We start from the raw sequence: 26,454 nt of genomic DNA on the forward strand, positions 1-26,454 counted from the left end.
ATCCGGACATGAACATCGCATTTATCGGCCTGGGCAACATGGGCGCGCCGATGGCGCGCAACCTGCTCAAGGCTGGCCATTCGCTGAATCTGTTCGACCTGAATCAGACGGTGCTGGCCGAACTGGCGGCGCTGGGCGGCACCATCAGTGCCTCGCCGCGCGATGCGGCCCAGGGCGCTGCATTGGTGATTACCATGCTGCCGGCCGCTGCCCATGTGCGCAGTGTCTGGCTGGGTGAAGACGGCGTGCTGGCCGGCATCGCCGCCGGGACTCCGGCGGTGGATTGCAGCACCATCGATCCCCAGACCGCCCGCGACGTGGCGGCTGCCGCGGCGAAACAAGGGGTGGCGATGGCCGATGCGCCGGTCTCGGGCGGCACCGGCGGTGCCGCGGCGGGCACGTTGACCTTCATGGTTGGCGCTACGCAGGAGTTGTTTTCAACGTTGCAACCGGTGCTGGCGCAGATGGGTCGCAACATTGTGCACTGTGGCGAAGTCGGCACCGGGCAGATCGCCAAGATCTGCAACAACCTGCTGCTGGGGATTTCCATGGTGGGTGTCAGCGAAGCCATGGCCCTGGGCGATGCCTTGGGGATCGACACTCAGGTGCTGGCCGGCATTATCAACAGTTCGACGGGCCGTTGCTGGAGTTCGGACACTTACAACCCATGGCCGGGCGTGATCGAAACGGCTCCGGCGTCTCGCGGTTATACCGGCGGCTTCGGCGCGGACCTGATGCTCAAGGACCTGGGCCTGGCCACTGAAGCCGCGCGCCAGGCCCGTCAGCCAGTGATCTTGGGGGCGGTGGCTCAGCAGTTGTATCAGGCGATGAGCCAGCGGGGCGAGGGCGGCCAGGATTTCTCGGCGATTGTGAACAGCTATCGCAAGCCGCAGTAAAACCTGCGGTGTTCTGAAGCTTTTGTGGCGAGGGGGTAAATCCCCTCGCCACAGGGTCATGCATTCCAGAAGTTGTTTTCCGAGAGACCATGTCGGGTGGTCTTTCGGTTTTTTCGTTTCAGGCAAACACGAAATATTTGCGCACGGTCTCGACCACTTCCCAAGTACCTTTCATGCCCGGCTCGACGACGAAGATGTCACCGGCGCGCAGATGGATCGGCTCCATGCCGTCCGGCGTAATCACACAGTAGCCTTCCTGGAAATGGCAGTACTCCCACTTCACATAATCCACACGCCATTTGCCCGGCGTGCAGATCCAGGTGCCCATGATCTTGCTGCCGTCTTCGCTGGTGTACGCGTTGAGGTTGACGGTGTGCGGGTCGCCTTCGAGTTTTTCCCATTTGCAGGCGTCGAGTACGGGCAGCGGATGGGTGTCGCGCAGGACGGTGATGGGTGCGGTCATGTGAGCTCCGAAAGGGGCAGAAAAGAACAGGCACCCTAACGCGCGGCATGGGCGGGTAGATGTCTGTGGTCGACACCGGGCTATCCAGAAGCGCGCATCACTCGGCCAGATGCCGGGCCAGGGTCTTGGCGTAGGCAGGCAAGCCTTCGAAGTTACGGGCGCAGAGCAGCAAGGCCCGGTTGGCCCAGCCCTCTTGCAGCGGGACACAGTGATACGACGGCTCGAATGGGCGCCGGTCGATGGCAGCCTTGGGCACGATGGCAATGCCAGCACCGTGCGCGACCATGCGGATCACCCCGTCGAAACCGTCGGCGCGAATGCGGATTTGCATGCGCGAGCCGATGTGCAGCGCCTGTTCTTCCAGATGGATCGCCAAGGCGCTGGAGGCATTCAGGCCGACATAGTCGTGGCTGAGGGTCTCGCTGAAACGCACGGTACGGCCGTCAGCCAGAGGGTGTCCGGTCGGTAGGAGCAATACCAGCGGGTCGTCGCGAAAAGGCCAGGCCTGAAGGCCATCGGTGTCCACCGCGTCGGAAACGATCCCCAGGTCCGCAGTGCCCTGGCGCAGTGCATGGGTGATCCGTGAACTGGGCAATTCCTGCAGGTCGATGTCGAGGTTGGGATAGGCCTTGAGAAAGCCGGCGAGCCGTTCTGGCAGGTACTCGGTCATGGCGCTGGTGTTGCACAGCAGCCGCACCCGGCCTTTGGTACCTTGGGCGTATTCGGCCAGGTCCTGCTGGAGGCGTTCGGCATGTTGCAACAGGATCCGCGCATGTTCGGCCAGGGCTTTTCCGGCCGGTGTCGGGGTTACGCCACGCCGCCCGCGTTCAAGCAGGTCGATGCCCAGGGAGGCTTCCATGGCCCGGATCCGTGCACTGGCCGCTGCCAGGGACAAGTGGCTGCGAGTGGCGCCGGCGGTGATGTTGCCGGTGTCGAGGATGTGCAGGTAGAGACGCAGGTCGGTGAGGTCGAAGTGCATGAGGCCGGTCTCAGATTCTGTGGTGTTTGGTATGCCGCCTTCGCGAGCCTGCTCGCCGAGGCGTCAGTAGCGTCAACAGAGTTCTAGCCTCTTGCAGAAAGAGAGGCACCCTCAGTATATGGCACATTTCAAAACCAGGGCCCGGGGCGCACGATAGGCCCATGGACACCCTCATCGCTTTCTATCAAAACCTCGGCCTGGCCCTTTCCCTGCTGGTGATTGGCACCTTCCTGCTGGCCGGCGCCGTCAAGGGAATGATCGGTCTCGGTCTACCTACCATCGCAATGGGCTTGCTTGGTCTGGCTCTGTCACCGGCGCAGGCTGCGGCGCTGCTGATCATTCCGGCAACCCTGACGAACCTCTGGCAACTGGCGTTTGGTGGACATTTGACAGGGCTTACCCGGCGCCTCTGGCCGTTGCTGCTGGCGATTTTCATCGGCACCGGCCTCGGCACACTGTGGGGCGGCATGGTCGGCGGGGCCTGGGCGATACGAGGGCTCGGCGCGGCGCTGGTTGTCTATGCGTTGAGCGGATTGTGGTTGCCGACGTTGCAGGTCAGTGCCAGGCATGAAGGCTGGCTCGCCCCGTTCTGTGGACTGCTCACCGGTTTGATTACCTCGGCGACCGGGGTCTTCGTGATTCCGGCGGTGCCTTACTTGCAGGCGTTGGGTTTGAACAAGGATGAGCTGGTGCAGGCCTTGGGCCTGTCATTCACCGTTTCAACATTGGCCTTGGCAGTCGGGCTGTTGTGGCGAGGCGCCTTGGGCGGCGGGGAGCTGAGCGCTTCGCTGCTGGCGTTGGTGCCGGCGCTGTTGGGGATGTGGCTGGGGCAGTGGCTGCGCCAGCGGATCAGCGCCGTGTTATTCAAGCGGGTATTTTTTATCGGCCTCGGCGTGCTCGGCGGCCATCTGCTGGTCAGCGGCTAGCCGAGGATGGGCTGAGCATGTCGACACGGCGAATATCGAAGTCGCGCTCCAGGTAATCCATGCGCTGTTCGAAGAATTGTTTCATGTGCGGCAGGTTCGAGTGCACGTCCAGATCAGCCTGGGACGCCCATATTTCATAGAAGATAAATAACGTCGGGTCCTGCTGATCCCTCAGCATGTGGTATTCGATGCAGCCGGGCTCGGCGCGACTGGGTTCGACGTAGGCGCGGAACAACGCTTCGAAGGCTTCGGCTTTTTCCGGGCGGGTCTTGGCATGCAGGATGAAGCCGTGCAATTCACTCATCAGGGTAGGCTCCTGGATGGAAGGTGCGGAAGATCTTACGGCAACAATAAGGCGCTTATTCGTGCGTTTTGATCAAAACAGTTTTGTCGTTGCAGTGCTTATTTCTTGCGAAGTGCATCGGTACTCTGCCGCCATCATTTTCAATCTTCCATTGGCGTCGGCCCAGCGGCCCCGCCTTGGAACCGATGAGGCTCCCGATGAAAAAAGTCCTGCTTCTCAATGGCGGCAAACAATTCGCCCATTCCGACGGTCGCTATAACGCCACCCTTCACGACACCGCGCTAAGCGTCCTGGACCGTGGCGGCCTGGATGTGAAAACCACCTTCATCGACGGTGGCTATGACATCAAGGAAGAAGTCGCCAAATTTCTCTGGGCCGACGTGATCATTTACCAGATGCCCGGCTGGTGGATGGGGGCCCCATGGACCGTGAAGAAATACATCGACGAAGTTTTCACCGAAGGCCACGGCAGCCTCTATGCCAGCGACGGCCGCACGCGTTCCGATGCTTCGCAAAAGTACGGCAGCGGCGGCCTGGTGCAGGGCAAGCAGTACATGTTGTCGCTGACCTGGAACGCCCCGCAGCAAGCCTTCGACGACCCGAGCGACTTCTTCGAAGCCAAGGGTGTGGACGCCGTGTACTTCCCGTTCCACAAGGCCAATCAGTTTCTTGGCATGACTGGCCTGCCGACCTTCCTGTGCGTAGACGTGATGAAGCGCCCGAACATCGAGGAAGATGTGGCGCGGTATGAGCGGCATTTGATCGAGGTGTTCGGCCTTTCGCGGTAATCCGGCTACTATCGGGACTTGCCTGAAAGCGAGAGGACATTTGTGAAAGCCAGATCCGACGAGTTGCAGATTTTCGTCTGCGTGATCGAATGCGGATCCATCTCCGCTGCCGCCGAGCAAGTCGGGCAGACGCCCTCGGCGGTCAGTCGCACGTTGTCGCGGCTGGAGGCAAAGCTCGACACCACGTTGATCAACCGCACCACGCGGCGCATGGACTTGACCGAAGAGGGCAAGTATTTCTTTGAACAGGCCAAGGGCATTCTCGACCAGATGGATGAACTGGAAGAGCGTCTGTCGTCTCGCCAGAAAAATCCCGCCGGGCGCCTGCGGATCAACGCCGCATCGCCGTTCATGCTCCACGCCATCGTTCCCCACATCGACGAGTTCCGCACGCTCTACCCGGATATCCAGCTGGAGCTCAACAGCAACGACTTGATCATCGATTTGCTCGAACAGAGCACGGATGTCGCCATCCGCATCGGCACCCTCACTGATTCGACACTGCACGCCCGCTCGCTGGGGTGCAGTCCGTTGCACATCCTGGCGAGCCCGACTTACCTGAAGCAACGTGGCACGCCCAAGAGCGTCGCCGAGCTGGTCGAGCATTCGTTGTTGGGATTTGCCCAGAACGACGGGCTCAACCAGTGGCCGCTGCGTCATCAGCACGGTGATCGCTGGGCGATCCAGCCGGCCATCAGCGCGTCCAGCGGCGAAACGGTGCGTCACCTGGCCCTGCAAGGGCAGGGCATTGCCTGCCTGTCGGACTTCATGACCCGTGACGACATCCAAACCGGTCGGCTGAAGGTGCTGCTTGCCGACGCCAACAGCGGCTACCGCCAGCCCATCAACGCGGTGTACTACCGCAACTCCCAACTGGCCCTGCGGATCCAGTGTTTCCTGGACTTTATCCAGGGCAAGCTCGCCGAATACGCCTCGCGGGAGTTCAAGGCTGATTCGTGACCTCAAGGCTTGAGTGATTTGGGCAAGGACCGGTTCTCGATACTCGTCCCGTCACTGATGTAGTCAAAGAGACATTTGCTTCCACGGGTTTTGTGTCGGCGTCTTGTCAGTCGTGGTGCACGCCCGCGCGCTTGAGCATCCGCTTGCAACGCTCCGACAGATGGAACACGCGCAGATGCTTGCCAGCCTTGCTGTAGCGATCGCGCAGGGTCATCAACGCGGCGATGGCAGAGTAGTCGACGAAGCTCAAGTGACGACAATCGACCGTCACCAGGGCCGGGTCGTTGGCCGGGTCGAACTGATTGAGGAACTGAGTCGTCGAGGCGAAGAACAACGTGCCGTGCAGGTGATAAAGCTTGCTGCCGTCCGCCTCCATGTGCGCGTCGGCGTACAGCTCCCGGGCTTGTTGCCAGGCAAAGTTGAGCGCCGCGATGATGATTCCGCAAAGCACGGCGACGGCCAGGTCGGTGAACACAGTGATGACGGTCACCGCGATGATCACCAGCACATCGTTGGCCGGTACTTTATTGACCACTCGCAACGATGCCCAGGCGAATGTCTGTTGCGACACCACGAACATCACGCCCACCAGCGCCGCCAGCGGAATGCGCTCGATCAGCGGGGAAAGGAACAGCACGAACAGCAATACCATCACCCCAGCCACCACCCCCGACAACCGCCCGCGCCCGCCCGAGCTGAGGTTGATCATCGTCTGGCCGATCATCGCGCAACCGCCCATGCCGCCCAAAAGGCCGGAGGCCATGTTGGCCGCACCCAGCGCCACGCACTCACGGTCCGGATAGCCACGGCTCTCGGTGATTTCGTCGGTCAGGTTCAGGGTCAGCAGGGTTTCCAGCAAACCGACCATCGCCATGATCACCGCATAGGGCGCGACGATTTGCAGGGTTTCGAGGTTCCAGGGAATGTCTGGCAAGGCAAAGGTCGGCAAGCCGCCCGCGATGTGGGCCATATCGCCCAGCGTCCGGGTCGGCAGGCCGAGCAGATAGACCGCCAGGCCAACGCCCAGGATCGCCACAAGGGCCGGCGGCACGCTGCGGGTCAGGCGCGGCAGGAGGTAGACGACGGCCATGGTCAGCGCCACCAGCCCACCCATCAGGTAGAGCGGGGTGCCGCTGAGCCAGACGCCGTCGTTCTTGAAATGCTCCAGTTGCGCCAGCGCAATCACAATGGCCAAGCCATTGACGAAGCCGAGCATCACCGGGTGCGGCACCATGCGCACCAGCTTGCCCAGTCGTAACAGCCCGAACGCCATCATGATCAGCCCGCCCAGCAGCACGGTCGCCAACAGATACTGCACACCGTGTTGCACCACCAACGCGACGATCACCACGGCCATCGACCCCGCCGCGCCTGACACCATCCCGGGCCGACCGCCGAACAAAGCGGTCAGCGTGCAAATGATGAACGCGCCGTACAACCCCATCAGTGGGTTGAGGTGGGCCACCAGGGCGAAGGCAATGCATTCGGGGAGCAAGGCGAAAGAGGTGGTGAGGCCGGCGAGGGCGTCGGCGCGAAGACGTGCTGGTTTCATGGTTTACCTGACTGGGCGCCGGTGGAGCGTCGGCTGCCGGGGAATGGTGCAAAAAACAGGGGCCGATGGTACGGAATTGAGTGCGGGGCTGCCAGCCACGAGGACGATGAAAATCTTGCGCCGGATTTTCATCACGGCCGTGTCGCGATGTCCGTCCGCGACAAATTTTACCTGTGCGCGAAAATTACTTTCAGTGGGTTTGAAGATTCCTCGTCGAAATGATTTATGAGTTTCACAACACATCGACGTGACCCCATTCGAGGAGTAACGCATGGCACCTGCTTTCGGATATTGGCTACTGGTCTACGCGGCCATCGCCATCATTGCGCTGATCGTCCTGATCGCGCGCTATCGGCTCAATCCGTTCATCGTCATTACCCTGGTCTCCATTGGCCTGGCGCTGCTGGCCGGGATGCCGCCCTCGGGCGTGGTGGGGGCGTACGAGGCCGGTGTCGGCAAGACGTTGGGGCACATCGCGCTGGTGGTGGCCCTGGGCACGATGTTGGGCAAGATGATGGCTGAGTCCGGCGGGGCCGAGCGCATGGCGCAGACGCTGATCGAACGCTTCGGCGAGCGCAACGCCCACTGGGCGATGGTGTGCATTGCCTTCCTGGTGGGGCTGCCACTGTTCTTCGAGGTCGGTTTTGTATTGCTGGTGCCCATCGCGTTCACCATCGCCCGGCGTGTGGGCGTGTCGATCCTGATGGTGGGGCTGCCGATGGTCGCCGGGCTCTCGGTGGTCCATGCGCTGGTGCCGCCGCATCCGGCGGCGATGCTGGCGGTGCAGGCGTTCCAGGCTTCGGTGGGGCAGACCTTGCTGTACGCGATCCTGATCGGCATTCCCACCGCGATTATCGCAGGCCCCTTGTACGCCAAATTCATCGTGCCGCGCATCCAGCTGCCGGCCGAAAATCCGCTGGAGCGACAATTCCTCGACCGTGAACCGCGCGCCAACCTACCGGGTTTCGGCGTGACCCTGGGGACCATCCTGCTGCCGGTGATCCTGATGCTGATCGGCGGCTGGGCCAACCTGATCTCCACGCCGGGCAGCGGGTTCAACCAGTTCCTGCTTTTTATCGGCAACTCGGTGATCGCCTTGCTGCTGGCGACCATCCTCAGCTTCTGGACCCTCGGCCTGGCCCAGGGCTTCAACCGTGAGTCGATCCTCAAATTCACCAACGAATGCCTGGCACCGACCGCCAGCATCACTTTGCTGGTGGGCGCTGGCGGTGGTTTGAACCGGATCCTGGTGGACGCCGGGGTGACTCAGCAAATCGTCGGCCTGGCCCAGGAATTCCAATTGTCACCGCTGGTCATGGGCTGGTTGTTCGCCGCACTGATGCGCGTCGCCACGGGGTCGGCCACGGTGGCGATGACCACGGCCTCGGGCATCGTCGCGCCTGTGGCGATCGGCCTGGGTTATCCCCATCCCGAACTGCTGGTGCTGGCGACCGGCGCCGGGTCGGTTATCTTTTCCCACGTCAACGACGGCGGCTTCTGGCTGATCAAGGAATACTTCAATATGACCGTCACCCAAACGTTCAAGACCTGGACGGTGCTTGAGACATTGATATCCCTGGTCGCGTTCGCCCTGACCCTAGGGCTTGCGCGCGTGCTTTGACCGCCACTGCAAGGAGCCGTCATGGACATCCTCTACCAGATCCGCTCCCGCCAAGATTCCTTCAGCGCCGGCGAAGGAAGAATCGCTCGGCTGATGCTCGACGACGTAGGATTTGCCGCCTCCGCCAGCCTGGAAGAATTGGCCCTGCGTGCCGAAGTCAGCAGCGCCACCCTGTCGCGCTTCGCCCGTACCGTCGGTTGTCGCGACCTGCGGGATTTGCGCCTGCAACTGGCCCAGGCCAGCGGCGTCGGCAGCCGTTTCCTCGACCCGGCCGGCGCGCCGGAACAGTCGGCGTTTTATGGACAGATCGTCGGCGACATCGAAGCGACCCTGCGCCAGCATCTGTCAGGGTTCGAAGAGTCGCGATTCGGCGACGCCGTGCGGATGATCGGCAAGGCACGAATGATCCATGCGTTCGGCCTCGGTGGCTGGTCGGCGCTATGCGGCGAGGAACTGCAGGTGCGGCTGGTGCGTTTCGGCTACCCCATTGCCGCGTGCCGCGACCCGGTGATGATGCGCATCACCGCCACCTCGCTGAGCAACCAGCATCTGGTTGTCGCCTGTTCCCTGACCGGGATCACGCCGGAGCTGTTGAGTGCAGTTGAGTTGGCCCGCAGCTACGGCGCGGCGATCCTGGCCATCACCCGCGCCGACTCGCCACTGGCCCAACTGGCCGACTGCGTGCTGCCCCTGCAAGGCGCCGAAACCTCGTTCATCTATAAACCCACGGCGGCGCGCTACGGCATGCTGCTGGCCATCGACGTACTCGCCACCGAGTTGGCGCTGGCCCATCCCGAAGACAATCAAGAGCGCCTGCGGCGAGTCAAACTCGCCCTCGACGATTACCGCGGCGGCGACGACCATTTGCCGCTGGGAGACTGACATGCTGTACGACACGCTTATCCGCAATGCGCTGGTCATCGATGGCCGCGACACGCCCGGCTACTGCGCCGACGTTGCCATCCACGGCGGTCGCATCGAACGCATCGGTGAGTTGCACGGTGCCCTGGCGATCACAGAAATCGATGCCGCCGGCCGCGTACTGGCGCCAGGTTTTATCGATGTGCACACCCACGACGATACGGTGGTCATTCGCCAACCGCAGATGCTGCCCAAGCTCAGCCAGGGCGTGACCACGGTGATCGTCGGCAACTGCGGTATCAGTGCGTCGCCGGTGAGCCTGCGGGGAGATCCGCCGGACCCGATGAACCTGCTCGGCACGGCCCAGGCGTTCGCCTATCCGCGTTTTGCCGATTATCGCCGGGCGGTGGAAACAGCGACGCCGGCGGTCAATGTGGCCGCGTTGGTCGGGCACACGGCGTTGCGCAGCAATCACATGGATGATTTGTTGCGCACGGCCTCGGTGGGAGAAATCGCCGCGATGCGTCGGCAACTGCACGAAAGCCTGGAGGACGGTGCGCTGGGCCTGTCGACCGGTCTGGCCTACGCCAATGCATTCTGCGCCTCCACTGATGAAGTCATGCAACTGACCGAAGAGCTGGCAGCGTTCGGCGCGGTCTACACCACCCATTTGCGCAGTGAATTCGAGCCGGTTCTGGAAGCCATGGACGAGGCGTTCCAGATTGGTCGCCGTGCACAGAGCCCGGTGATCATTTCCCACCTCAAATGTGCAGGTGCCGGTAATTGGGGGCGTAGTCCGCAGGTGCTCGCGGCGTTGGAAAACGCGGCCAAAACCCATCCTGTCGGCTGTGACTGCTATCCCTACGCGGCCAGCTCCTCGACGCTTGATCTCAAGCAAGTGACCGATGCCCATCGCATCACCATTACTTGGTCGACACCGTATCCGCACATGGGCGGTCGAGACCTGATGGACATCGCCGCCGAATGGCACGTGTCGCTCTTGGAGGCAGCACGTCGCCTACAACCGGCAGGCGCGGTGTACTACGGCATGGATGAAAGCGACGTAAGACGAATCCTCGCGCACCCGTTATCGATGGTCGGCTCCGACGGCCTGCCCGAAGACCCCTTTCCTCATCCGCGTTTGTGGGGCGCTTTCCCACGGGTACTCGGACATTTCAGTCGAGACATTGGACTTTTTCCCTTGCACACCGCCGTGCACAAAATGACCGGGCTTTCAGCTGCGCGCTTCGGCCTGAAGGACCGCGGCGAAATCCGTGAAGGACACTGGGCGGACCTGGTTTTGTTCAATCCGCAAACCGTTCGCGACGTGGCCGATTTCAACGAGCCTCAGCGGCCCGCCGAAGGAATTGATGGCGTGTGGGTCAACGGTGCCCTGAGCTATTGCGACGGTCAGGCGAACGGACTTCGTGAGGGGCGCTTCCTGGCGCGCGAAGGCGATCTGCGTCGGGGTTTTAGTCCAACGAAGGGCGTATAAGCGGTTGATATTGGGTTAATTGGCGCCACAATAATGGCACTACGACACTAAAGAAGCCGGATATAAAGCCGAAGCAGTAAGTTCAACCCATCTAAACTGGGACTTTTCAGCCAGGGAGCAACCCATGAGCTTCGGTAAAACCACTCCGATCCTGCGGATCTTCGATGAAACCAAGGCGTTGGCGTTCTATGTCGATTTCCTGGGCTTTACCGTCGACTGGCAACACCGCTTCGGTGATGACTTTCCGCTGTACCTGCAAGTCTCCCGTGGTGACTGCGTGCTGCACCTGTCCGAGCACCATGGCGATTGCACGCCGGGCTCGGCGCTGCGAATCGAGACCGATGAGCTGGAAGCCTTCCAGCAGCAATTGCTCGCCAAGCAATACCGCTACGCCCACCCACAGATCCAGGCCATGCCCTGGGGTAGCCAGGACATGACCGTGATGGATCCGTTCGGGAATCGGTTGGTGTTTACCAATGCGATCAGTGTGTAACGGCGGCTGGACAATTCGAAGACTCGTCGCCTAATCTTGCAGTCAATGATTTCATTGATTGCGGTGGTGTTATGGCTAGTATCACGATTCGAAATCTAGATGATCAAATAAAAGAGCAACTGCGTATCGCTGCGGCTCACAATGGTCATTCAATGGAGGAAGAGGCTCGTCTTATCCTGGGGCGCGCACTGGCCACGGTTAATTCTGCGAAAGGATTGGGAAGTCGTATTCGAAACAGGTTCCGGGCCCTGGGGGGCGTTGAGCTTGACCTACCGTCCCGTGACGAAAAAGCAAAGGCGGTGGATTTCTCTGAATGATAATCCTCGATACCAATGTGATTTCCGAATTCATGCGCATTGAACCGGATACAAAAGTTCTGACTTGGGTCGATTCACAGCCAGCGATGGATCTGGTCATCTGCGCTATTACGGTAGCGGAAATTCTTAATGGTATAGCCAGGCTGCCCTTCGGCAAGCGAAAGCAGAAGCTCGAATGCCATGCGATGGCAATTTTTGAAGAGGATTTTGCAGGCAGGATTTTATCTTTTGATGCCCATGCGGCTGTTGAGTACGCAACGCTTGTTACGTCGTGTGAGGCCAAGGGTAAGGCGGCGGGTATGGCCGATGCGCAAATAGCGGCTATTTGCCGGGCTCACGGCGCTCCGATTGCCACTCGCAATATAAGAGACTTCGAGTTTCCTGGAATTGAAGTGATCAATCCCTGGAACGCTTGAGCTGCATCGCTATGCAAAACGCCCGTTTCCATTGGAAACGGGCGTTTCCGTAATCAAACCCTGAAATGACTGACCATCTGCTGCAGCTGACCACCCAAGCGCGCCAGTTCAACACTGGACGCAGCGGTCTCTTCGCTGGCAGCGGCGGTCTGTTCGGACACATCGCGCACATTGATGATGCTGCGGCTGATCTCTTCCGCCACGGCGCTCTGTTGCTCGGCGGCGGCAGCAATCTGCTGGTTCATCGACTGGATGTTCGACACCGTGCGGGTGATGTTTTCCAATGAAACGCCGGCCTTGCGGGTCAGGGCCACGCTGCTGTCGGTGAGATTGCGGCTGTTGTTCATCACTGCAGCCACTTGCTGGGTGCCGTTCTGCAACCCGGCCACCAGGCCTTCGATTTCCTCGGTGGATTTCTGCGTGCGCTGGGCCAGGCCACGGACTTCGTCGGCCACCACGGCGAAACCACGCCCTGCTTCACCGGCCCGTGCCGCTTCGATCGCGGCGTTGAGCGCCAGCAGGTTGGTCTGCTCGGCCACGGCCTTGATCACGTCCATCACCGCGCCAATCTTGTCGCTTTCCTGTTGCAGCACGCTCATGGCGTCGGTGGAGCGCACCACTTCGCTGGCCAGGCGTTCGATCTGAGCGATGGCTTCGCTGACCACCTGATCGCCGGCGCGGGCTTCGCCATCGGCGGCGGCTGCGGCCTGGGAGGCCTCTTCGGCATTGCGCGCCACTTCCTGGACCGTGGCGGTCATCTCATGCATGGCGGTCGCGACCTGGTCGGTCTCGACTTTCTGGCTGTTGACCCCGGCGCTGGTCTGCTCGGTCACGGCGGACAGTTCTTCGGCGGCGCTGGCGATCTGGGTCACGCCATCGCGGATCCCGCTGATCAGGTCGCGCAGGGTCACACCCATGCGAGCGATGCCCTGCTGCAGGACGCCGAGCTCGTCGCGACGGGTGACGATGACGTTCTGCGAAAGGTCGCCGCCGGCGATGCGTTCGACCACCGCCAGGGTTTCACGCAATGGGCGAGTGATCTGGCGGGTGATGACCACGGCGGCAATGATGCCCACCAACAAAGCCAACAAGGTGCTGACCAATTGCAGCGTGCGGGCCTGGGCGCTTTCAGCGTCGCGACGGTCGAGTTGGATCTGGTACAGCTGCTCGCTCAGGGAAACGATGGTCGCGCCTTGGTCGGTCATTTCCTTGCGCGCCTGCACGACGTCGGCCGTGGCCAATTTGAAGGCCTGCACGGCGCTGCGGTATTGGACCAGGGTCGACTCCAGCTGGCGCAGCTCCCCTTGGCGGGTGCTGGCGAAATGTTCATCGAGCGGTTTCAGCGAAGCGATGGCGACATCCAGTTGAGCGAAGGCCTTGCGTTCGGTATCGGCGTTGGGGTTGGCGGTATAGCCGCGCACTTCATAGCGGGCCAGCATGAACGCCTGCTTGGCCTGGGTGATGGCCTGGAACTGGGCGAAGCGCTCGTCACTGATCGCCAATTGCTTTACATCGGAATCGATGGCTTCGATCAGCTTGTAGGCTGCCTCGGCGTTCGTGCTCATGACGTCCCGCGCGGCGTTGCCAGTGCGGTAGGCGCTGCGCATTTTGTTCAGCGACACCTGATAGGCGCTGATGACCGCGCTCTGCTCCTTGAGCAGCTTGACGTTTGCCGGGCTTTTGAAGCTGCTAAGCAGGGCATTTTGTTGCGCGACGAAACCATCGAGGGTGGTCTGCACATTTTGTGCGACGGTCTCGTCACCGTTGGCCAGCATGTATTGCAGGCGAACGACGCGCAGCTTGGTCAGGCCGGCGTTGAGCTGAGTGATGTCGCTCATCCAATTACTGCGGTCGATCAAACCGCCCAGGCTGGTCCAACTGGTGAGGGCCAGGAGACAAGTCAGTACCAGCACCAGGCCGAAGCCCAGGCCCAGTTTCATGTTGACGCTAATGTTGCCAAACCAGCTATTCATCAAATTCCTCCAGGAACGTTGCGCTGCTTATCGTCGGTTGGCTGGAAGATTGTTGTTGTTAAGAGCCAGCAAAAACGTTTAACGGAGCTGTATCGGCGGCTGGCCCTGAATCTGAAAATTTTTTTACCGGGACGAAAAATGACAGGCAAAAAAAAGCCCGCGGGAGAGCGGGCTAAAACCTTAGTTTCTTGAATGAGCGAGGGGACTGTATCGGATTGCATGAAGGCGTGGGGTGAAGAAAAGTTCATGCGGTTCAGCTTGTTGCTCTCTTCGAAAAGTATTCATCAGCGAGGTGATTTCGGACGTGTCCTGTGAGGCATGTCTCTTTTTTGAGTCAAAAAATGTCCGATTTCTGAACCGAACGCGATCTGCAGGGTCTGGTGTGCGCGCAGAAGGCTGTCCGATTTGGCCTGCGCCGCAATTTTGCTGTCGTTTTGTATCGAGGGATCGAAGATGTCCGTGTATGCCTTAGGGACAAGGCTTGTCGTCGCGTCGCTGTATTTTCTGGCGATGGACATTGCCGTCGCCGCGCCGACCCCCGGCGACACGGATCTGATCCGCGAGCGCCAGGACCGTCTGCTCGAAGAGCAGCGCCGGCGCCTCGAACAGCTCAAAGAGTTACCGGGCAAACCCGCCACACCCCAAGCCCCCGTCGCGCCGACCGACAACCGTTGCTTCCCGATCAAGACCATCGAACTCAAGGGCGCCGATGCCCTGTCAGAGCGTGAGCGCCAACGCTTGCTCGCCCCCTACATCAATCAATGCCTGGGCGTGCCGCAGCTTAACGAGTTGCTCAAGACCATTACCGATGCGTACCTGGAAAAGGGCCTGGTCACGAGCCGTGCCTATTTGCCGCAACAGGACTTGTCCAGTGGGCATCTGCAGGTGCTGGTGGTCGAGGGACGGCTTGAAGGACTAAAGGGCGTCGAGGGCAGTGGCTTGTCCGAGCGCGAACTGGCCATGAGTTTTCCCGGCAAGCCCGGCGAATTGCTCAACTTGCGGGACATCGAGCAAATGGTTGATCAGTTGAACCGTTTGCCCTCCAACAGCGCCCGGATGGAGCTGACGCCGGGACAGAATATCGGCGGCAGTGAAGTGCTGGTCAGCAATACCTCGCAAAAACCTTGGCGCGTCGGCCTGTCACGGCATAACGATGGGCAAAAAAGTACCGGCGAGCAGCAATGGGCTACCGCCTTCGATTGGGACAGTCCCTTGGGCCTTGCCGATCAACTGGCCCTGCGCGGTGGCCACGATGCCATCAGCGACCATCAGAAGACTTCCCGCAATGCCATGCTCTATTACAACCTGCCGTTTGGCTGGTGGAACCTGAGCTACACCTACAGCCAAAGCGAGTATCGCGCGCTGGGCCAGGCCAACGGCTTCAACTTCAAGCAGAGCGGCGACAGCCAGAACCATCAGTTGCGCCTGGAACGGGTGGTCCACCGTGACGCGGTGAGCAAGACCTCGCTCAACACAGGCCTTTCCTACCTGCGTACCAACAACTTCATCGAAGACAGCAAGCTCTCCGAAAGCAGCAATCGCATCAGCGAGGCGCAGTTCGGCATCAACCATGGGCGGCGGATCGGCAATGCGTTCGTCAACCTCGACCTGGGCCTGCAAAAAGGTATCGGCGCCCTCGACGCCCAGGGCGACCGCGACCCTGGGCCTGGCGTGCCGGATGCGCGATACCGCAAATACACGGCCACCCTCAGCTACCTGCAGTCCTTCGAGTTGGGCGGCGAATCCTTCAGCTTCAGCAGCCTGATGACCGGCCAGCGCAGCGAGGACGCGTTATTCAGCCCGCAACGCATGAGCCTGGGTGGGTTGTCTTCGGTCCGCGGCTACAAGGACCAGACGCTGTCCGGCGACAGCGGCGGCTACTGGCGCAACGACCTGCGCTGGAGCCGTCCGGTGACGCTGGAGTGGCTGCGTCCGGTGTTCGCCGAGTACGGCACCAGCCTCGGTTACGACCAGGGCGTGATTCGGGGCGATCGCTACAACGGCGACCAGCATGGCCGCATGTCGAGCAACTCGCTGGAACTGTTCGCCCGCGGCCAGCACTTGAGCGCCAGCGTCACATTTGCCCACTCCCTGGAACGTCCGGACGCCCTGACCGAGCGCGAAGCGCCGATCTACTTCCGCGTGGATGTATCCATCTAATTCTGTTTGCAAAGAGACCTGATCATGGACGACCGCCAATACGCCTTCCTGGCCCGCCAGCCCTCTGCTGCCCTGAAAAACCGCGACGCCTTCTGGGGCATGCCCAAGCGTGGCCTGGCGTTCCTGTTGGCCAACGTCATGTTCTGGCAACCGCTGTGGGCCCAGGCCGACGGTATCGTGGTCAGCGCGCCGGGCACCAGTCTCGGTCAGGCGGGCAACGGTGTGCCCGTCGTCAACATTGCCAAGCCCAACGGCAGTGGGCTGTCTCATAACCAGTTCAAGGACTACAACGTCGGCAGCAACGGCGTGATCCTCAACAACGCCACCAACCCTGCCCAGGCCACGCAACTGGGCGGGATCATCCTCGGTAATCCGAACCTCAAGGGCTCGGCCGCCAAGACCATCCTCAATGAGGTCAACGGTGGCAACCCCAGCCAGTTGCGTGGCTACACCGAAGTCGCGGGGCAATCGGCCCACGTCATCGTCGCCAACCCTCATGGCATCACATGTAACGGATGTGGCTTTATCAATACGCCGAGGGCGACGCTGACGACGGGCAAGCCGATCATCGAGAACGGCCAGTTGAACCGCTACCAAGTGGATCAGGGCAGCGTGGCCATTGAAGGCGCGGGCTTTAACGCCAGCAATGTCGACCGTTTCGAAATCATCACCCGCAGCGCCAAGATCAACGCTGAGATCCAGGCGAAAAGCCTGACGATCGTGGCCGGTCGCAACGACGTCAACGCCGACACCCTCAACGCCACCGCCCGCGCCGATGACGGCAGTGCCAAGCCGGAACTGGCGATCGACTCCTCGGCGCTGGGCGGCATGTACGCAGGCGCTATCAAACTGGTGGGCACCGAGGCGGGTGTCGGGGTGAAGCTGGACGGCAAGATGGTCGCCAGTGGCGGTGATATCCAGCTCGATGCCAATGGGCATTTGAGCCTGGCCGAGACGGCGGCTGCCGGAGCGGTCGATATCCAGGCCAAAAGCCTCGAAGCCCGGGAGCACGTGTACGCCGGAAGCCGACTCGAAGTTAAGACCCAAGGTGACCTGAGCAGCCAGAAAAACCTGGTGGCGCGCGACAGCATCCACCTGGACAGCGGCGGCACGCTGACCAACAACGGCATTGTCGAGGCCGGGGTCAATGCCGATAACAGCCGCAACACCACGGGTGATGTCACCCTCACCGCCAAGCAGTTGAACAACGCCGGCAAAACCGTCATCGCCAGCCGCGACCTGAATGTCACGACCACCGCTGCGCTGAATAACCAGGGCGGCACGCTCAGTGGTCAGGGCAAGACCACCGTCACCGGCAACGTTGTGGATAACCGCAATAAAGGCCGGATCCTGGGTAACACCGAACTGCACCTGAGCGCCGATCAAGTCCTCAACAGCCAGGGCGGCCTGATCAATAGCCAGGGCCTGCTGACGGCCAACCTGGGCCATCTGGAAAACAATGCCGGTGAACTGTCGAGCCTGAACAGCGCGACCCTGGTCCTCGACAGCCTGGACAACCTGACCGGCCTGGTCATGGCCGGCAAGAACCTCGACATCACTAACACCGGCGCGATCAATAACCGGGGCGGCGAGCTATCCAGCCAAGGCGTCATGACCGTGCGCACCGCCAGCCTGGACAACAGCAACAAAGGCACCGTCGCCGCCAATGGCAAGCTGCTGGTCAGCGCCACCGGCGCGGTCAACAACGCCGAAAAAGGCCTGATCGCCAGCCGTACTGCCGAGGTCGAGTTCGATGCTGCCAGTCTGAATAACGCCAAGGGCACGCTGCAAGGCGAGGGCCTGGTCACCGTGGATGTATCCGACGACATCGATAACCAGGGTGGCAGCATCATCGCCAAGGACGCCAAGCTGAGTGTCTTCGCGACGAATCTGGACAACCGTGGCGGCGTGCTGTCCAGCGTCAAGGCGGCGCTGGAGGCACGCACCACCGGTGTGCTGAAAAACGGCTATGACGTGAACCGCCAGGGCGGCACGATCCAGGCTCAAGGACTCAACATCCGAGCCTTGGCTGGGCTGTTCAACGACGGCGGACGCATCGCTGCGCAAGCCGGCGATGTCGTGGTTACCAACGCGACGGCGGACATCAACAATCGCAACGGCGGGATATACGCCACGGGCAAGGTCTGGATCTCTGGCCGGGACATGGACAACAGCGGCGGCGGGCAGGTCAGCGCCAGTGGTATCGACTTTGACCTTTCGGGTGCGCTGAACAACAACGCCGGCATCATCGAAAGCCAGGACAGCCTGGACATTCTGGCCGCCAGCTTGAGCAACCAGAAAGGCCAACTGCGCACCCTGGGCCAGAACAGCACCACGGTGTTCAAGATCGGTGGCCTGTTCGATAACAACGACGGCACCCTGGAAACCGCCAGTAATGATGTGGGCTTCAACACCGGCAGCGTCCAGAACGTGGGTGGCAAGCTGCTGCACACTGGCCTGGGATTGTTCGGCATCAGCCAAGCCAACCTGGGGCAGGCCGGCGGTCAGTTGGTGACCTACGGCAACCTGACGGTGACGGCTGATCGCTGGACCAACAACACGGCGATCCAGGCCGGGCACTTGGTCGTGGATGTTGATCAGTTGACCCAGACCGCCACGGGCCAGTTGCTCAGCACCAATGGCATGGTGGGCCGTGGCAACAATTGGCGTGTAGACGGCCTGGTCGGCAGCGATGGTGCGATCGACCTGCAACTGACCGGCGCCTATACAGGCAACGGTCGCTTGAGCAGTCTCGGCACCTTGGGGCTCAAGGCCGCGCTGATCGATCTGGAGCAAGGCGGCAGCATCGCTGGCGGTGGCAACACAACCGTCGTGGTCGATGGCGTCCTCAACAGCTACGGTCGCCTGACCTCAGCGGCGGACATGAGCATCACTGCCGCCACGGTGAACAATTACGGCACGTTGGGCAGTGCCGGCGCGCTCGACGTATCCACCGGCGACTTGCTCAACGAACACGGTTTGATCTTCAGCGGCGGCAATACCAGCCTGCGCGTCAATAGCCTGACCAACCGCTATGCCGATATCTATAGCCTGGGTGACCTGAGCATTGATCGCGACGGCCTCGGCACCCGTGTCAGCCGCATCCTCAACAGCTCCGGCTCGCTGCAGAGCGACGGCAACATGCGCCTGGCAGCCAGCACGATCGACAACGTCCGCGAAATACTGACCACCCACGACGCGGGCATCTACACCGCCTCGATCAGGGAAGTGGCCTGCATCGAAGGGTACAACGCCGGTGATTGCAGCGGCGGCAAGGAAAACCACGTCTGGCAAATTATCCAGCGCGACAAGTTCGAAGTTACCTCGGCCAGCGCGGCTTCCAGTATCACCACCGGCGGCAGCCTGGATATCCAGGGCGACACCCTGACCAACCGGAGCAGCAGCCTGGGGGTCGGCGGTGCGTTTACCGCCAATCTTCTCAAGCTGGATAACATCGGCATTGAGACCGGTGAGATTGAAACCTCGCGCACCTTCAGGTCCGAACGCACGCGTAATCCAGGCAACTGGCGCTCTGCCGCAGATGACTTCACCAACAAATACTGGATCGCAAGCCCAGCTTACGATCCCAATAAGCTGACCGGCCTTGAAGCTGCGATGAGCAGTTTCATCGGCATGACCGAACATGAGTTGACCCAGTTTGGCACTCAAACAGCCACCACTGATAACCAGACCTATGCTGCGATCATCCAGGCCGGCGGAGCCGTGGATGTCCGTATCCAGGGCGAAGCCGACAGCCGTGTCGTGCGCGGCGGTTACAATTATGTTGGCGCCGGACCGCGTACCGACACCGACGCTGACAATGTTTTCTCGACCCGTATCAACATCAATCGACAATTACCGCCGAACCTGACCCAGCAACAGGTCGATCCGCTGGCCCTGCCGGGGTTTGACTTGCCCACCGGGCAAAACGGCCTGTTCCGCATGAGCGGCGACGGCTCGACCACGCCGACCCAAGGTGCGGGGCTGACGCAAGTGCGTGGCCTGCCGGACCGTTCGTTCCAGGCCAACCCGCAAAAATACCTGATCGAGACCAACCCGGCGCTGACCGACATGCGTCGCTTCATGAGCTCGGATTACCTGCTGAGCAACCTGGGCTACGACCCCGACGTCGCCGCTAAGCGTTTGGGCGACGGCTTCTACGAACAACGCCTGATCCAACAAGCGGTGATCGCCCGCACCGGCCAGCGCTTCCTCGACGGTCAGACCTCCGACGACGGCATGTTCAAGTACCTGATGAACAATGCCATCGCCAGCAAGGACAGTCTCAACCTGTCCCTGGGCGTCAGCCTGACCGCCGAACAGGTTGCGGCCCTGACCCATGACATCGTCTGGATGGAAAACCGGACGGTGAATAATCAACAGGTGCTGGTGCCGGTGCTTTATCTGGCCCAGGCCAACAATCGTCTGGCGCCGAATGGTGCGCTGATTCAGGGCTCAGACGTCAGCCTGATTGCCGGTAAAAACCTGAACAATGCGGGCACTTTACGTGCGTCCAGCAACCTGAGGGCGACGGCGGGCGACAGCTTGGTCAACAGTGGGTTGATGGAAGCGGGTGGTCGGCTGGATGCGTTGGCGAGTAATAACCTGACTAACCGGGCGGGTGGGGTTATTGCTGGGCGTGACGTGAGTGTTGTTGCCGTTGCCGGTGATTTGGCCAATGAACGCACCATCACCCGGCATGCCAGCAGCACGGGCTACAAGACCGAGCAACGTGACTTTGCCGACAGTGCGGCGCGGATCGAGGCGAGCAATGATCTGGCAATGGGGGCGGGGCGGGATATCGCCAACAAGGGGGGCGTGCTCAAGAGCGGCAATGACACAACATTGCGTGCTGCCCGAAATATGAACATCACCGCCGCCGAGCAGGTGGACAGCCATACGCAGGGCAGCAAACATCGAGACCAGACCATTACCCAGAACGGTTCTAGCGTTACGGTTGGGCGGGATCTTCAGGCCGCTGCGGGCGGTGACCTCAACGTGGTCGCTAGCCAGGTCGAAGCCAAGCGGAACCTGGCCATTGTCGCTACCAAGAACTTGACCTTGGGGCCAGCGGCGAATGAACAGCATTCGTATGGCCAGAGCAAGAAGGTCAAGAGCATCGAGGATCATGTTCAGCAGGTGTCCACCGCGCTCAAGGCGGGCGGGAATGCGACGCTGAGCGCGGGGCAGGATTTGGCGCTGGTGGCGAGTACGGTCAATGCCGGGGGGGAAGCCTATCTGGTGGCGGGTAAGAACCTTGACCTCAAGGCCGCTGCGGATCAGGACTACAGCTTCTACAGCAAGACCAAGAAGTCTTCTTCAGGGAAGAAATTCCGGCTGGATGAAACGGGCAGCACCACCCATGTGGGCAGCCTGGTCAGTTCCAGCGGCAACAGCACGCTGGTGGCGGGTGAAAACCTGCTGTTGGCAGGTAGCGCCGTGACTTCCGAGAAAGGCGCGACGAAATTGGTCGCCAGCAAGGACGTACAGATTCTTGCCGTGACCGACTCCGACAGCGCCCGCCATGAGCGTAAGGAAAGCAAAAGCAGTTGGGGTGGGTTCAAGTCGAGCAAAGTCCAGGACAAGGTCGATGAGAAGCGCACGACTGCCATGGGCAGCATGGTCTCAGGCGAGACGGTCACCGTCGCGGGCGGCCAAGATGTGAAAGTGACGGGCTCGTCCCTGGTCAGTACCGGTGATCTGGCAGTCCAGGCCGGGCGCGACCTGACCATCGATGCGGCGAAAAATACCTTCTCGCGCACTGATATGCACAAGGAAAAGAATCGCGACCTGACAGGTGTATTGACTGGTAACAAGCTGGGCCTGGATGACATGACGGGCAATCAGCATCTGTTTATCAACAGTCAGAAGCACAACGGCACGGCTGCAGAAACCACGCTTACCGGCAGCACAGTTGGCTCCAGTGCTGGCAATGTGACGCTTACGGCTGGGCGTGAGTTGAGTGTGGTGGCCAGTGATTTGGTCAGTACCAAGGATATGGCGCTTACCGGTTCCAACGTGACCATCACCGCGGGTGATGAAACCGCGCGGCAAACCACTGAGGACAGCTCTAAAAGCTTGGCAGTGGGTAGGGTCATCGGTGGTGCGATCGTCGACACCGCAAGGACTATTCGCGACGCGTCCAAAGCTGCGAAGAATGCCGATGACCCTCGACTCAAGGCAGTAAAAATCGCCCAGGCTGCGCTTGCGTTTTACAACCTGGGTGGCCAGGCCTCGGATGCCAACGGGCAGAGCTCCGGGTTCAAAAACAAGCAAGGCGGCACCCCCAGCAATGGCTCACTGATCAAGATCGGTACCGAGCTGGCCAATACGCGCAGCAAAAGCAGCAGCGAGTACAACAGCCTGACGGCGAAGCAAAGCACCCTTAATACCGGTCAAGAGCTATCGATTGTTGCCACGGGGGACGCGGCGGGAACCCTGGGTGATATCCAGATAACCGGCAGCAGCCTGAAGGCTGAAAACACCTTGTTGCTGGCTAAAAATGATGTGCTGCTGAAAAGTGCACAGGACACCGTTGATCGCAAAAACGACGGGTCGAGCAACAAAACGGCCATTGGTGCCAGCTTCAACATTGGGGAGCAAAACGGCTTCACCCTCGATCTGGGGGCCCAAGGTGCGAAAAACATGGGTAACGGCAAGTCCGTCACTCAGGTCAATACCACGTTGGAAACTGGATCGCTGTTGTTGCAAAGCGGTCGCGACACTACCCTCGAAGGCGCACAGGTCCGCGCGGACACCATCAAGGCCTCGATTGGTGGCAACCTGAATATTGTTTCTCTCCAGGACACCGAATCGTCGAAAAGCAAGCAAAGCAGCGGGGGGATCGGAGCGAGCATCTGCGTTCCGCCGTTCTGCTACGGCTCCATGGTCGCGGGTTCGGCGAATATTGCCGGCGCCAACATGAACAGTGACTACAAGGCCGTGACCGACCAGAGCGGATTGTTCGCTGGTGCCGGTGGCTACGACATCCATGTGGGTAAAACCACGACCCTGCAGGGCGCTGTGATTGCCAGTGAGGCGCTCGCGGATCAAAACCGCCTCAGCACGGATCGCTTGCTCGTCAGCGATATCAAGAACAGCAGCAATATCGAGAGCCAATCGGCGGGAATTTCCATCTCGGGCAGCAATGTTGGCGGCTCCTCATTCGGCGGCAGCATCCCAGTAGCCCTTAAGGACAAAGATCACAGCTACACCCGCAGTGCTGTCAGCGAAGGCACGATCGTTGTTCGTAATCCCGAGGGCGCGGCTGACCTGGTGGGGCTGAACCGCGATACCGCCAACGCCAATCAGAAGCTGGACAAGCCTGATGAAGAGGCCATGCAGGAGCGTATCGACCTGATTCAAAGCTCGGCGCAACTGGCCAGCGGTGTTATCAGCACGGTCGCTAAGGCTAAGGCGGATGAGGCCAAGAGGCTTGGGCAGGAGGCAAAGGATCAAGCCAATGCCGGTTCGCCGGCTGCCGAGTCAACCGCCCGGGCGGCGGAAGCGGCCAGTTTGGAAGCCGCCCGCTGGCAGGTAGGCGGTGATAAGAAACTGATGGCTGATATCGCCTCTGGCTTGATTGCCGCAGGTCTTGGCGGAGCCACGGGCGGCACAGCTGTTGGCATCGTCGCCAATACAACGTCCAGCGACATATTCAACAGAATTGGCAGCTTTGCCGACGAACAGAAAAACCGTAAGGACATCGATAGCGTGACCAAGGCCGCCTGGGCGGAAGGCGGCGCGGCGCGCGTCATGTTGCATGCCTTGGCGGGAGCGGCGATGGGGCTTTCCAGTGGTAGCGTGCAGAGCGGGGCATTGGGTGCGGGCGCCTCAGCTCTATTGCCGTCCGTCATGCAAGCTTTGGCTGGCAGCAAGCTGACAGAAATGGAGCAAAAGACCGTAGCCTCGCTAATAGCTGCTGGCGTCGGTACGACGGTTGGATCCGGTAGTGGCGTGATCGGTTCGGTCGTGGCCGGTGGCACTGCGCTGGGAGTGGAGAAGTACAACCGGCAGTTGCATCCAGACGAAATAAAGTTCGCCTCAGACGATGATCGAGTCAGTCGTTACGCGAAGGAAAAGGGCATCACTGATGAACAGGCGAGAATGGAGCTCTTGCGAACCGCAGCAGCGATGGTTGACCGAGGATGGAATGCTGTACTGGATGTGAAGGATGGCAAGACGGCAGATGCCGCCAACTTCCTTCGAACGGAGCTTTCGCAGCTGAAAAGCACAGATCTGTTTCAGGTGAGCCTGGCTGACTATAACAATGAGCGACTGGGCTTGGCAGAGCTGATGAAAGACAGGAAGTCAGTTGAAAATCTGGTCAAGTACATTGAGCTGGTTGACCCTTACCATTACATGCGTGACCCAAAGAATCAGGCCGCAATACTTAATGCAAAGGGCCAAGGCAGCGCCGAAGGTTTTGCTAACGCTGTGGAGAACCTGGCGAGTTTCGGATCCAAGACGGCACTTATGGCGATGAGTACGGTGAATTGTCCGAGTTGTGGAGGACGGCAATTTGCCGCTGCCGTGGAGGCTGTCCAAAGTTTGCCTGAAGACTTAAGGCTCAAGGGGTATCTGGACACCCTGCATATCATGCAAGGGTATGGCGCTGATGTGCTGAGGCAGAATGAGGCTATTGCGACTTCTGCGGGAGTGGGCATCGGTCTGGGCGGTGCGGGAGCCGGTAGCGCAGGGTTGGCGACGACACGCCTGACAGGTGAGCTTGCAGAGGCAGTGGGGAAGCGCTTCACCGGAATACTTAACGAAGCGTCCGAGCAAGCGCTGATCAAAAGTGGCGGTATCTTTGGTCCCGATGGCAAGCCGATGATGGATCTGGCAGTGTTAACCAACGAGCAGAAAAGCGTCATGGGTGACTTGTTTGGCGGGCGTTCTGTGCAACAAATCGTTCCAGAAGGACAGAAGCTGGCACGGGTTCCAGGGGTTGGGGAAACGGGAATTGATGATCTTTATAAGGTGGATCGCCCGGATGTTGATTATGTTGTTATCGAATACAAGTTTCTTAGTAACAACAAAAAACCGGGGTCATCAGGGCTAGGTAATACTCAAGATGGCAAGCAAGGCTCCATAGCGTGGACGCTTGGTGGTGATCGTTTAGAACGGTCGGTTGGACAAGATCAGAGCTTGGAGGTAGAAGCTGCTGTTCGGTCGAACCGCACTGAAACTTGGGTCGTCAGGACTCGTCCCGATGGCTCCACGGAGGTCGAGGTGCTGGACGCGCGTGGTAAAGTCAAATCAATAGACACTTCTAAGATATTGCCCTCAAAAACTTTGAACGGGGTTCTTCCATGATTCGTGCACCGATGGGAGATAAAGAGTATTGGGACAACCGTCAGGTAAAAGATCTGCAATGGATTGAGCGAGCGGATCTAATGTTGGCAGAACCTTCCGCGAATCCCGAGTATGGACCGCAGTTCGCATTCAATTTCGCGAAGCACTGTTTACGTGCAAGTATTAGGGTGTATTCCCGCGGTGGTGATGTTGGAGAGATGGCCAGCTTTTTTGCTCGGCTTTTAGACGCTTGGGAGCTCTCCAATCGCACCTCCGAAGTAATCTGCGCAGAAAACAATCTCCAGACTTGCCGAGACTGGACCTTTGAGCTCACAAATTTAAACCACTATATCTGGTGTTTCTGGTTGGTGAGCCTGGCGCTCGTTCTTGAAATTCCCGACGACCAGTGGCTTCGTTTGGTTGCGTTGATAGGCGAGGGCGGGCAGGACGTTCTGCTTGATCGAGTCATGGCGTCACGTCAACCAGAGCGGCCGATTGGGGAGAACCTCCTGCATGCCAAGCCCTACGCAAGGCTGCTCAAGGCCATTGACGCGCCGCAGGCGCAGCAAGCAACGTTGTTGCTTGCTTTCGTAAAACATTGGTATCCAGAGTTGAACCGGCGCGGCAAACAGCAACCGTGGTGGTACATCTATGGTGATCCAGTGAAACATCCGCTTGAGATGGGAAGCTATTTTGGTCGTTGGTGTTTCGAGGCGGTCGCCGCCGTGAAAGTCTTTGGGCTTGATGATAGTGACTGCATCGGACATGAGCATTATCCGGGAGATTTACTCCATCCCGGTGAAGAAGCTGTTCCAACACCTGGGCCAGTCGCCAAGCCTGGATGGTGGGCAAGGTTGTTAGGACGTTCAGGTTAAGCAATGTCCAAATCAGTCATCGATTACTAGAACGTGGTCATCGCTATTGCGCTTTTGTCGAAAGTACTTCGGCGGTCTGTG

The 26,454-nt window shown here is 60.1% G+C and carries 18 protein-coding genes and 1 pseudogene; 13 read left to right on the top strand and 6 right to left on the bottom strand.

The features are described 5' to 3' along the window. Positions 1 to 8 precede the first annotated feature (8 nt). Positions 9 to 896, top strand: coding sequence for a 3-hydroxyisobutyrate dehydrogenase (gene mmsB / locus VQ575_RS03595; RefSeq protein ID WP_039592383.1), 888 nt, complete (start codon positions 9 to 11; stop codon positions 894 to 896). Positions 897 to 1,014: 118 nt separating this feature from the next. Here mmsB and VQ575_RS03600 read toward each other — a convergent pair whose 3' ends face one another. Next, on the bottom strand, positions 1,015 to 1,359 hold the full coding sequence (locus tag VQ575_RS03600) for a cupin domain-containing protein (protein ID WP_039592382.1): 345 nt from the start codon (positions 1,357 to 1,359) through the stop codon (positions 1,015 to 1,017). Between the two features lie 97 nt (positions 1,360 to 1,456). Continuing rightward, positions 1,457 to 2,338, bottom strand: coding sequence for a LysR family transcriptional regulator (locus VQ575_RS03605; protein ID WP_325919084.1), 882 nt, complete (start codon positions 2,336 to 2,338; stop codon positions 1,457 to 1,459). 161 nt (positions 2,339 to 2,499) lie between these two features. Here VQ575_RS03605 and VQ575_RS03610 point away from each other — a divergent pair, with 161 nt between their 5' ends. Beyond that, positions 2,500 to 3,264 carry a sulfite exporter TauE/SafE family protein gene (locus VQ575_RS03610; RefSeq protein WP_325919086.1) on the top strand — a complete coding sequence of 255 codons (765 nt, stop codon included), beginning with the start codon at positions 2,500 to 2,502 and terminating at the stop codon, positions 3,262 to 3,264. Here VQ575_RS03610 and VQ575_RS03615 read toward each other — a convergent pair. Continuing rightward, entirely contained in the window at positions 3,254 to 3,568 is a 315-nt protein-coding gene (locus VQ575_RS03615) for a putative quinol monooxygenase (protein WP_039592379.1), read from the bottom strand. The genes VQ575_RS03610 and VQ575_RS03615 overlap by 11 nt on opposite strands. Before the next feature lie 197 nt (positions 3,569 to 3,765). Here VQ575_RS03615 and VQ575_RS03620 point away from each other — a divergent pair, with 197 nt between their 5' ends. Further along, positions 3,766 to 4,356, top strand: coding sequence for an NAD(P)H-dependent oxidoreductase (locus tag VQ575_RS03620; RefSeq protein ID WP_039592378.1), 591 nt, complete (start codon positions 3,766 to 3,768; stop codon positions 4,354 to 4,356). Between the two features lie 42 nt (positions 4,357 to 4,398). Continuing rightward, on the top strand, positions 4,399 to 5,316 hold the full coding sequence (locus VQ575_RS03625) for a LysR family transcriptional regulator (RefSeq protein WP_039592377.1): 918 nt from the start codon (positions 4,399 to 4,401) through the stop codon (positions 5,314 to 5,316). A 106-nt stretch (positions 5,317 to 5,422) separates the two neighbouring features. Here the strand turns inward: VQ575_RS03625 and VQ575_RS03630 are convergent, their stop codons facing one another. Then, the gene (locus VQ575_RS03630; RefSeq protein WP_325919088.1) at positions 5,423 to 6,868 is read right to left on the bottom strand and encodes a SulP family inorganic anion transporter; all 1,446 of its coding nucleotides are present in this window, start codon (positions 6,866 to 6,868) and stop codon (positions 5,423 to 5,425) included. A 271-nt stretch (positions 6,869 to 7,139) separates the two neighbouring features. Here VQ575_RS03630 and VQ575_RS03635 point away from each other — a divergent pair, with 271 nt between their 5' ends. The 6 genes from VQ575_RS03635 (at position 7,140) to VQ575_RS03660 (ending at position 12,071) form a co-directional block, all read left to right on the top strand. Beyond that, positions 7,140 to 8,489, top strand: coding sequence for a GntT/GntP/DsdX family permease (locus VQ575_RS03635; RefSeq protein WP_045155072.1), 1,350 nt, complete (start codon positions 7,140 to 7,142; stop codon positions 8,487 to 8,489). A gap of 21 nt (positions 8,490 to 8,510) precedes the next feature. Then, positions 8,511 to 9,371: a MurR/RpiR family transcriptional regulator gene (locus tag VQ575_RS03640; RefSeq protein WP_325919092.1), complete on the top strand. Its 861-nt coding sequence runs from the start codon at positions 8,511 to 8,513 to the stop codon at positions 9,369 to 9,371. A 1-nt stretch (position 9,372) separates the two neighbouring features. Beyond that, positions 9,373 to 10,845 (top strand): N-acyl-D-amino-acid deacylase family protein, encoded by a 1,473-nt coding sequence (locus tag VQ575_RS03645; RefSeq protein ID WP_039592373.1) that lies wholly within the window; start codon positions 9,373 to 9,375, stop codon positions 10,843 to 10,845. 124 nt (positions 10,846 to 10,969) lie between these two features. Next, positions 10,970 to 11,338, top strand: coding sequence for a glyoxalase superfamily protein (locus VQ575_RS03650; protein ID WP_039592372.1), 369 nt, complete (start codon positions 10,970 to 10,972; stop codon positions 11,336 to 11,338). Positions 11,339 to 11,409: 71 nt separating this feature from the next. After that, positions 11,410 to 11,655 (top strand): FitA-like ribbon-helix-helix domain-containing protein, encoded by a 246-nt coding sequence (locus tag VQ575_RS03655; protein WP_045155075.1) that lies wholly within the window; start codon positions 11,410 to 11,412, stop codon positions 11,653 to 11,655. Continuing rightward, positions 11,652 to 12,071 carry a type II toxin-antitoxin system VapC family toxin gene (locus tag VQ575_RS03660; RefSeq protein WP_325919093.1) on the top strand — a complete coding sequence of 140 codons (420 nt, stop codon included), beginning with the start codon at positions 11,652 to 11,654 and terminating at the stop codon, positions 12,069 to 12,071. Before VQ575_RS03655 ends, VQ575_RS03660 begins: the two co-directional genes overlap by 4 nt. 53 nt (positions 12,072 to 12,124) lie before the next feature. Here the strand turns inward: VQ575_RS03660 and VQ575_RS27135 are convergent, their stop codons facing one another. Both VQ575_RS27135 and VQ575_RS27140 read right to left on the bottom strand, forming a co-directional pair. Then, positions 12,125 to 12,988: a methyl-accepting chemotaxis protein gene (locus tag VQ575_RS27135; RefSeq protein WP_411829962.1), complete on the bottom strand. Its 864-nt coding sequence runs from the start codon at positions 12,986 to 12,988 to the stop codon at positions 12,125 to 12,127. Positions 12,989 to 13,030: 42 nt separating this feature from the next. After that, positions 13,031 to 14,044: pseudogene (locus VQ575_RS27140) on the bottom strand (methyl-accepting chemotaxis protein); the annotation flags it as partial. A 453-nt stretch (positions 14,045 to 14,497) separates the two neighbouring features. Between VQ575_RS27140 and VQ575_RS03670 the strand changes: the two are divergent. Genes VQ575_RS03670 through VQ575_RS03680 form a run of 3 tightly spaced genes read left to right on the top strand, consistent with a single transcriptional unit; the run spans position 14,498 to position 26,373 of the window. Further along, positions 14,498 to 16,204: a ShlB/FhaC/HecB family hemolysin secretion/activation protein gene (locus VQ575_RS03670; protein ID WP_198726190.1), complete on the top strand. Its 1,707-nt coding sequence runs from the start codon at positions 14,498 to 14,500 to the stop codon at positions 16,202 to 16,204. A 24-nt stretch (positions 16,205 to 16,228) separates the two neighbouring features. Next, positions 16,229 to 25,519 carry a two-partner secretion domain-containing protein gene (locus tag VQ575_RS03675; protein WP_325919097.1) on the top strand — a complete coding sequence of 3,097 codons (9,291 nt, stop codon included), beginning with the start codon at positions 16,229 to 16,231 and terminating at the stop codon, positions 25,517 to 25,519. Next, positions 25,516 to 26,373 (top strand): PoNe immunity protein domain-containing protein, encoded by an 858-nt coding sequence (locus VQ575_RS03680; RefSeq protein WP_325919099.1) that lies wholly within the window; start codon positions 25,516 to 25,518, stop codon positions 26,371 to 26,373. Before VQ575_RS03675 ends, VQ575_RS03680 begins: the two co-directional genes overlap by 4 nt. Positions 26,374 to 26,454: the final 81 nt, after the last annotated feature.

The sequence above is a fragment of the Pseudomonas frederiksbergensis genome (assembly GCF_035751725.1).
GTDB lineage: Bacteria > Pseudomonadota > Gammaproteobacteria > Pseudomonadales > Pseudomonadaceae > Aquipseudomonas > Aquipseudomonas frederiksbergensis_A.

Bases quoted from the DNA above. Each gene is read 5' to 3' on its own strand.
- VQ575_RS03645 (WP_039592373.1), top strand. From the start codon at position 9,373: ATGCTGTACGACACGCTTATCCGCAATGCGCTGGTCATCGATGGCCGC.
- VQ575_RS03635 (WP_045155072.1), top strand. From the start codon at position 7,140: ATGGCACCTGCTTTCGGATATTGGCTACTGGTCTACGCGGCCATCGCC.
- VQ575_RS03640 (WP_325919092.1), top strand. From the start codon at position 8,511: ATGGACATCCTCTACCAGATCCGCTCCCGCCAAGATTCCTTCAGCGCC.
- VQ575_RS03605 (WP_325919084.1), bottom strand. From the start codon at position 2,338: ATGCACTTCGACCTCACCGACCTGCGTCTCTACCTGCACATCCTCGAC.
- VQ575_RS27135 (WP_411829962.1), bottom strand. From the start codon at position 12,988: ATGGGTGTGACCCTGCGCGACCTGATCAGCGGGATCCGCGATGGCGTG.
- VQ575_RS03680 (WP_325919099.1), top strand. From the start codon at position 25,516: ATGATTCGTGCACCGATGGGAGATAAAGAGTATTGGGACAACCGTCAG.
- VQ575_RS03630 (WP_325919088.1), bottom strand. From the start codon at position 6,868: ATGAAACCAGCACGTCTTCGCGCCGACGCCCTCGCCGGCCTCACCACC.
- VQ575_RS03650 (WP_039592372.1), top strand. From the start codon at position 10,970: ATGAGCTTCGGTAAAACCACTCCGATCCTGCGGATCTTCGATGAAACC.
- VQ575_RS03600 (WP_039592382.1), bottom strand. From the start codon at position 1,359: ATGACCGCACCCATCACCGTCCTGCGCGACACCCATCCGCTGCCCGTA.
- VQ575_RS03615 (WP_039592379.1), bottom strand. From the start codon at position 3,568: ATGAGTGAATTGCACGGCTTCATCCTGCATGCCAAGACCCGCCCGGAA.
- mmsB (WP_039592383.1), top strand. From the start codon at position 9: ATGAACATCGCATTTATCGGCCTGGGCAACATGGGCGCGCCGATGGCG.
- VQ575_RS03670 (WP_198726190.1), top strand. From the start codon at position 14,498: ATGTCCGTGTATGCCTTAGGGACAAGGCTTGTCGTCGCGTCGCTGTAT.
- VQ575_RS03610 (WP_325919086.1), top strand. From the start codon at position 2,500: ATGGACACCCTCATCGCTTTCTATCAAAACCTCGGCCTGGCCCTTTCC.
- VQ575_RS03660 (WP_325919093.1), top strand. From the start codon at position 11,652: ATGATAATCCTCGATACCAATGTGATTTCCGAATTCATGCGCATTGAA.
- VQ575_RS03620 (WP_039592378.1), top strand. From the start codon at position 3,766: ATGAAAAAAGTCCTGCTTCTCAATGGCGGCAAACAATTCGCCCATTCC.
- VQ575_RS03675 (WP_325919097.1), top strand. From the start codon at position 16,229: ATGGACGACCGCCAATACGCCTTCCTGGCCCGCCAGCCCTCTGCTGCC.
- VQ575_RS03655 (WP_045155075.1), top strand. From the start codon at position 11,410: ATGGCTAGTATCACGATTCGAAATCTAGATGATCAAATAAAAGAGCAA.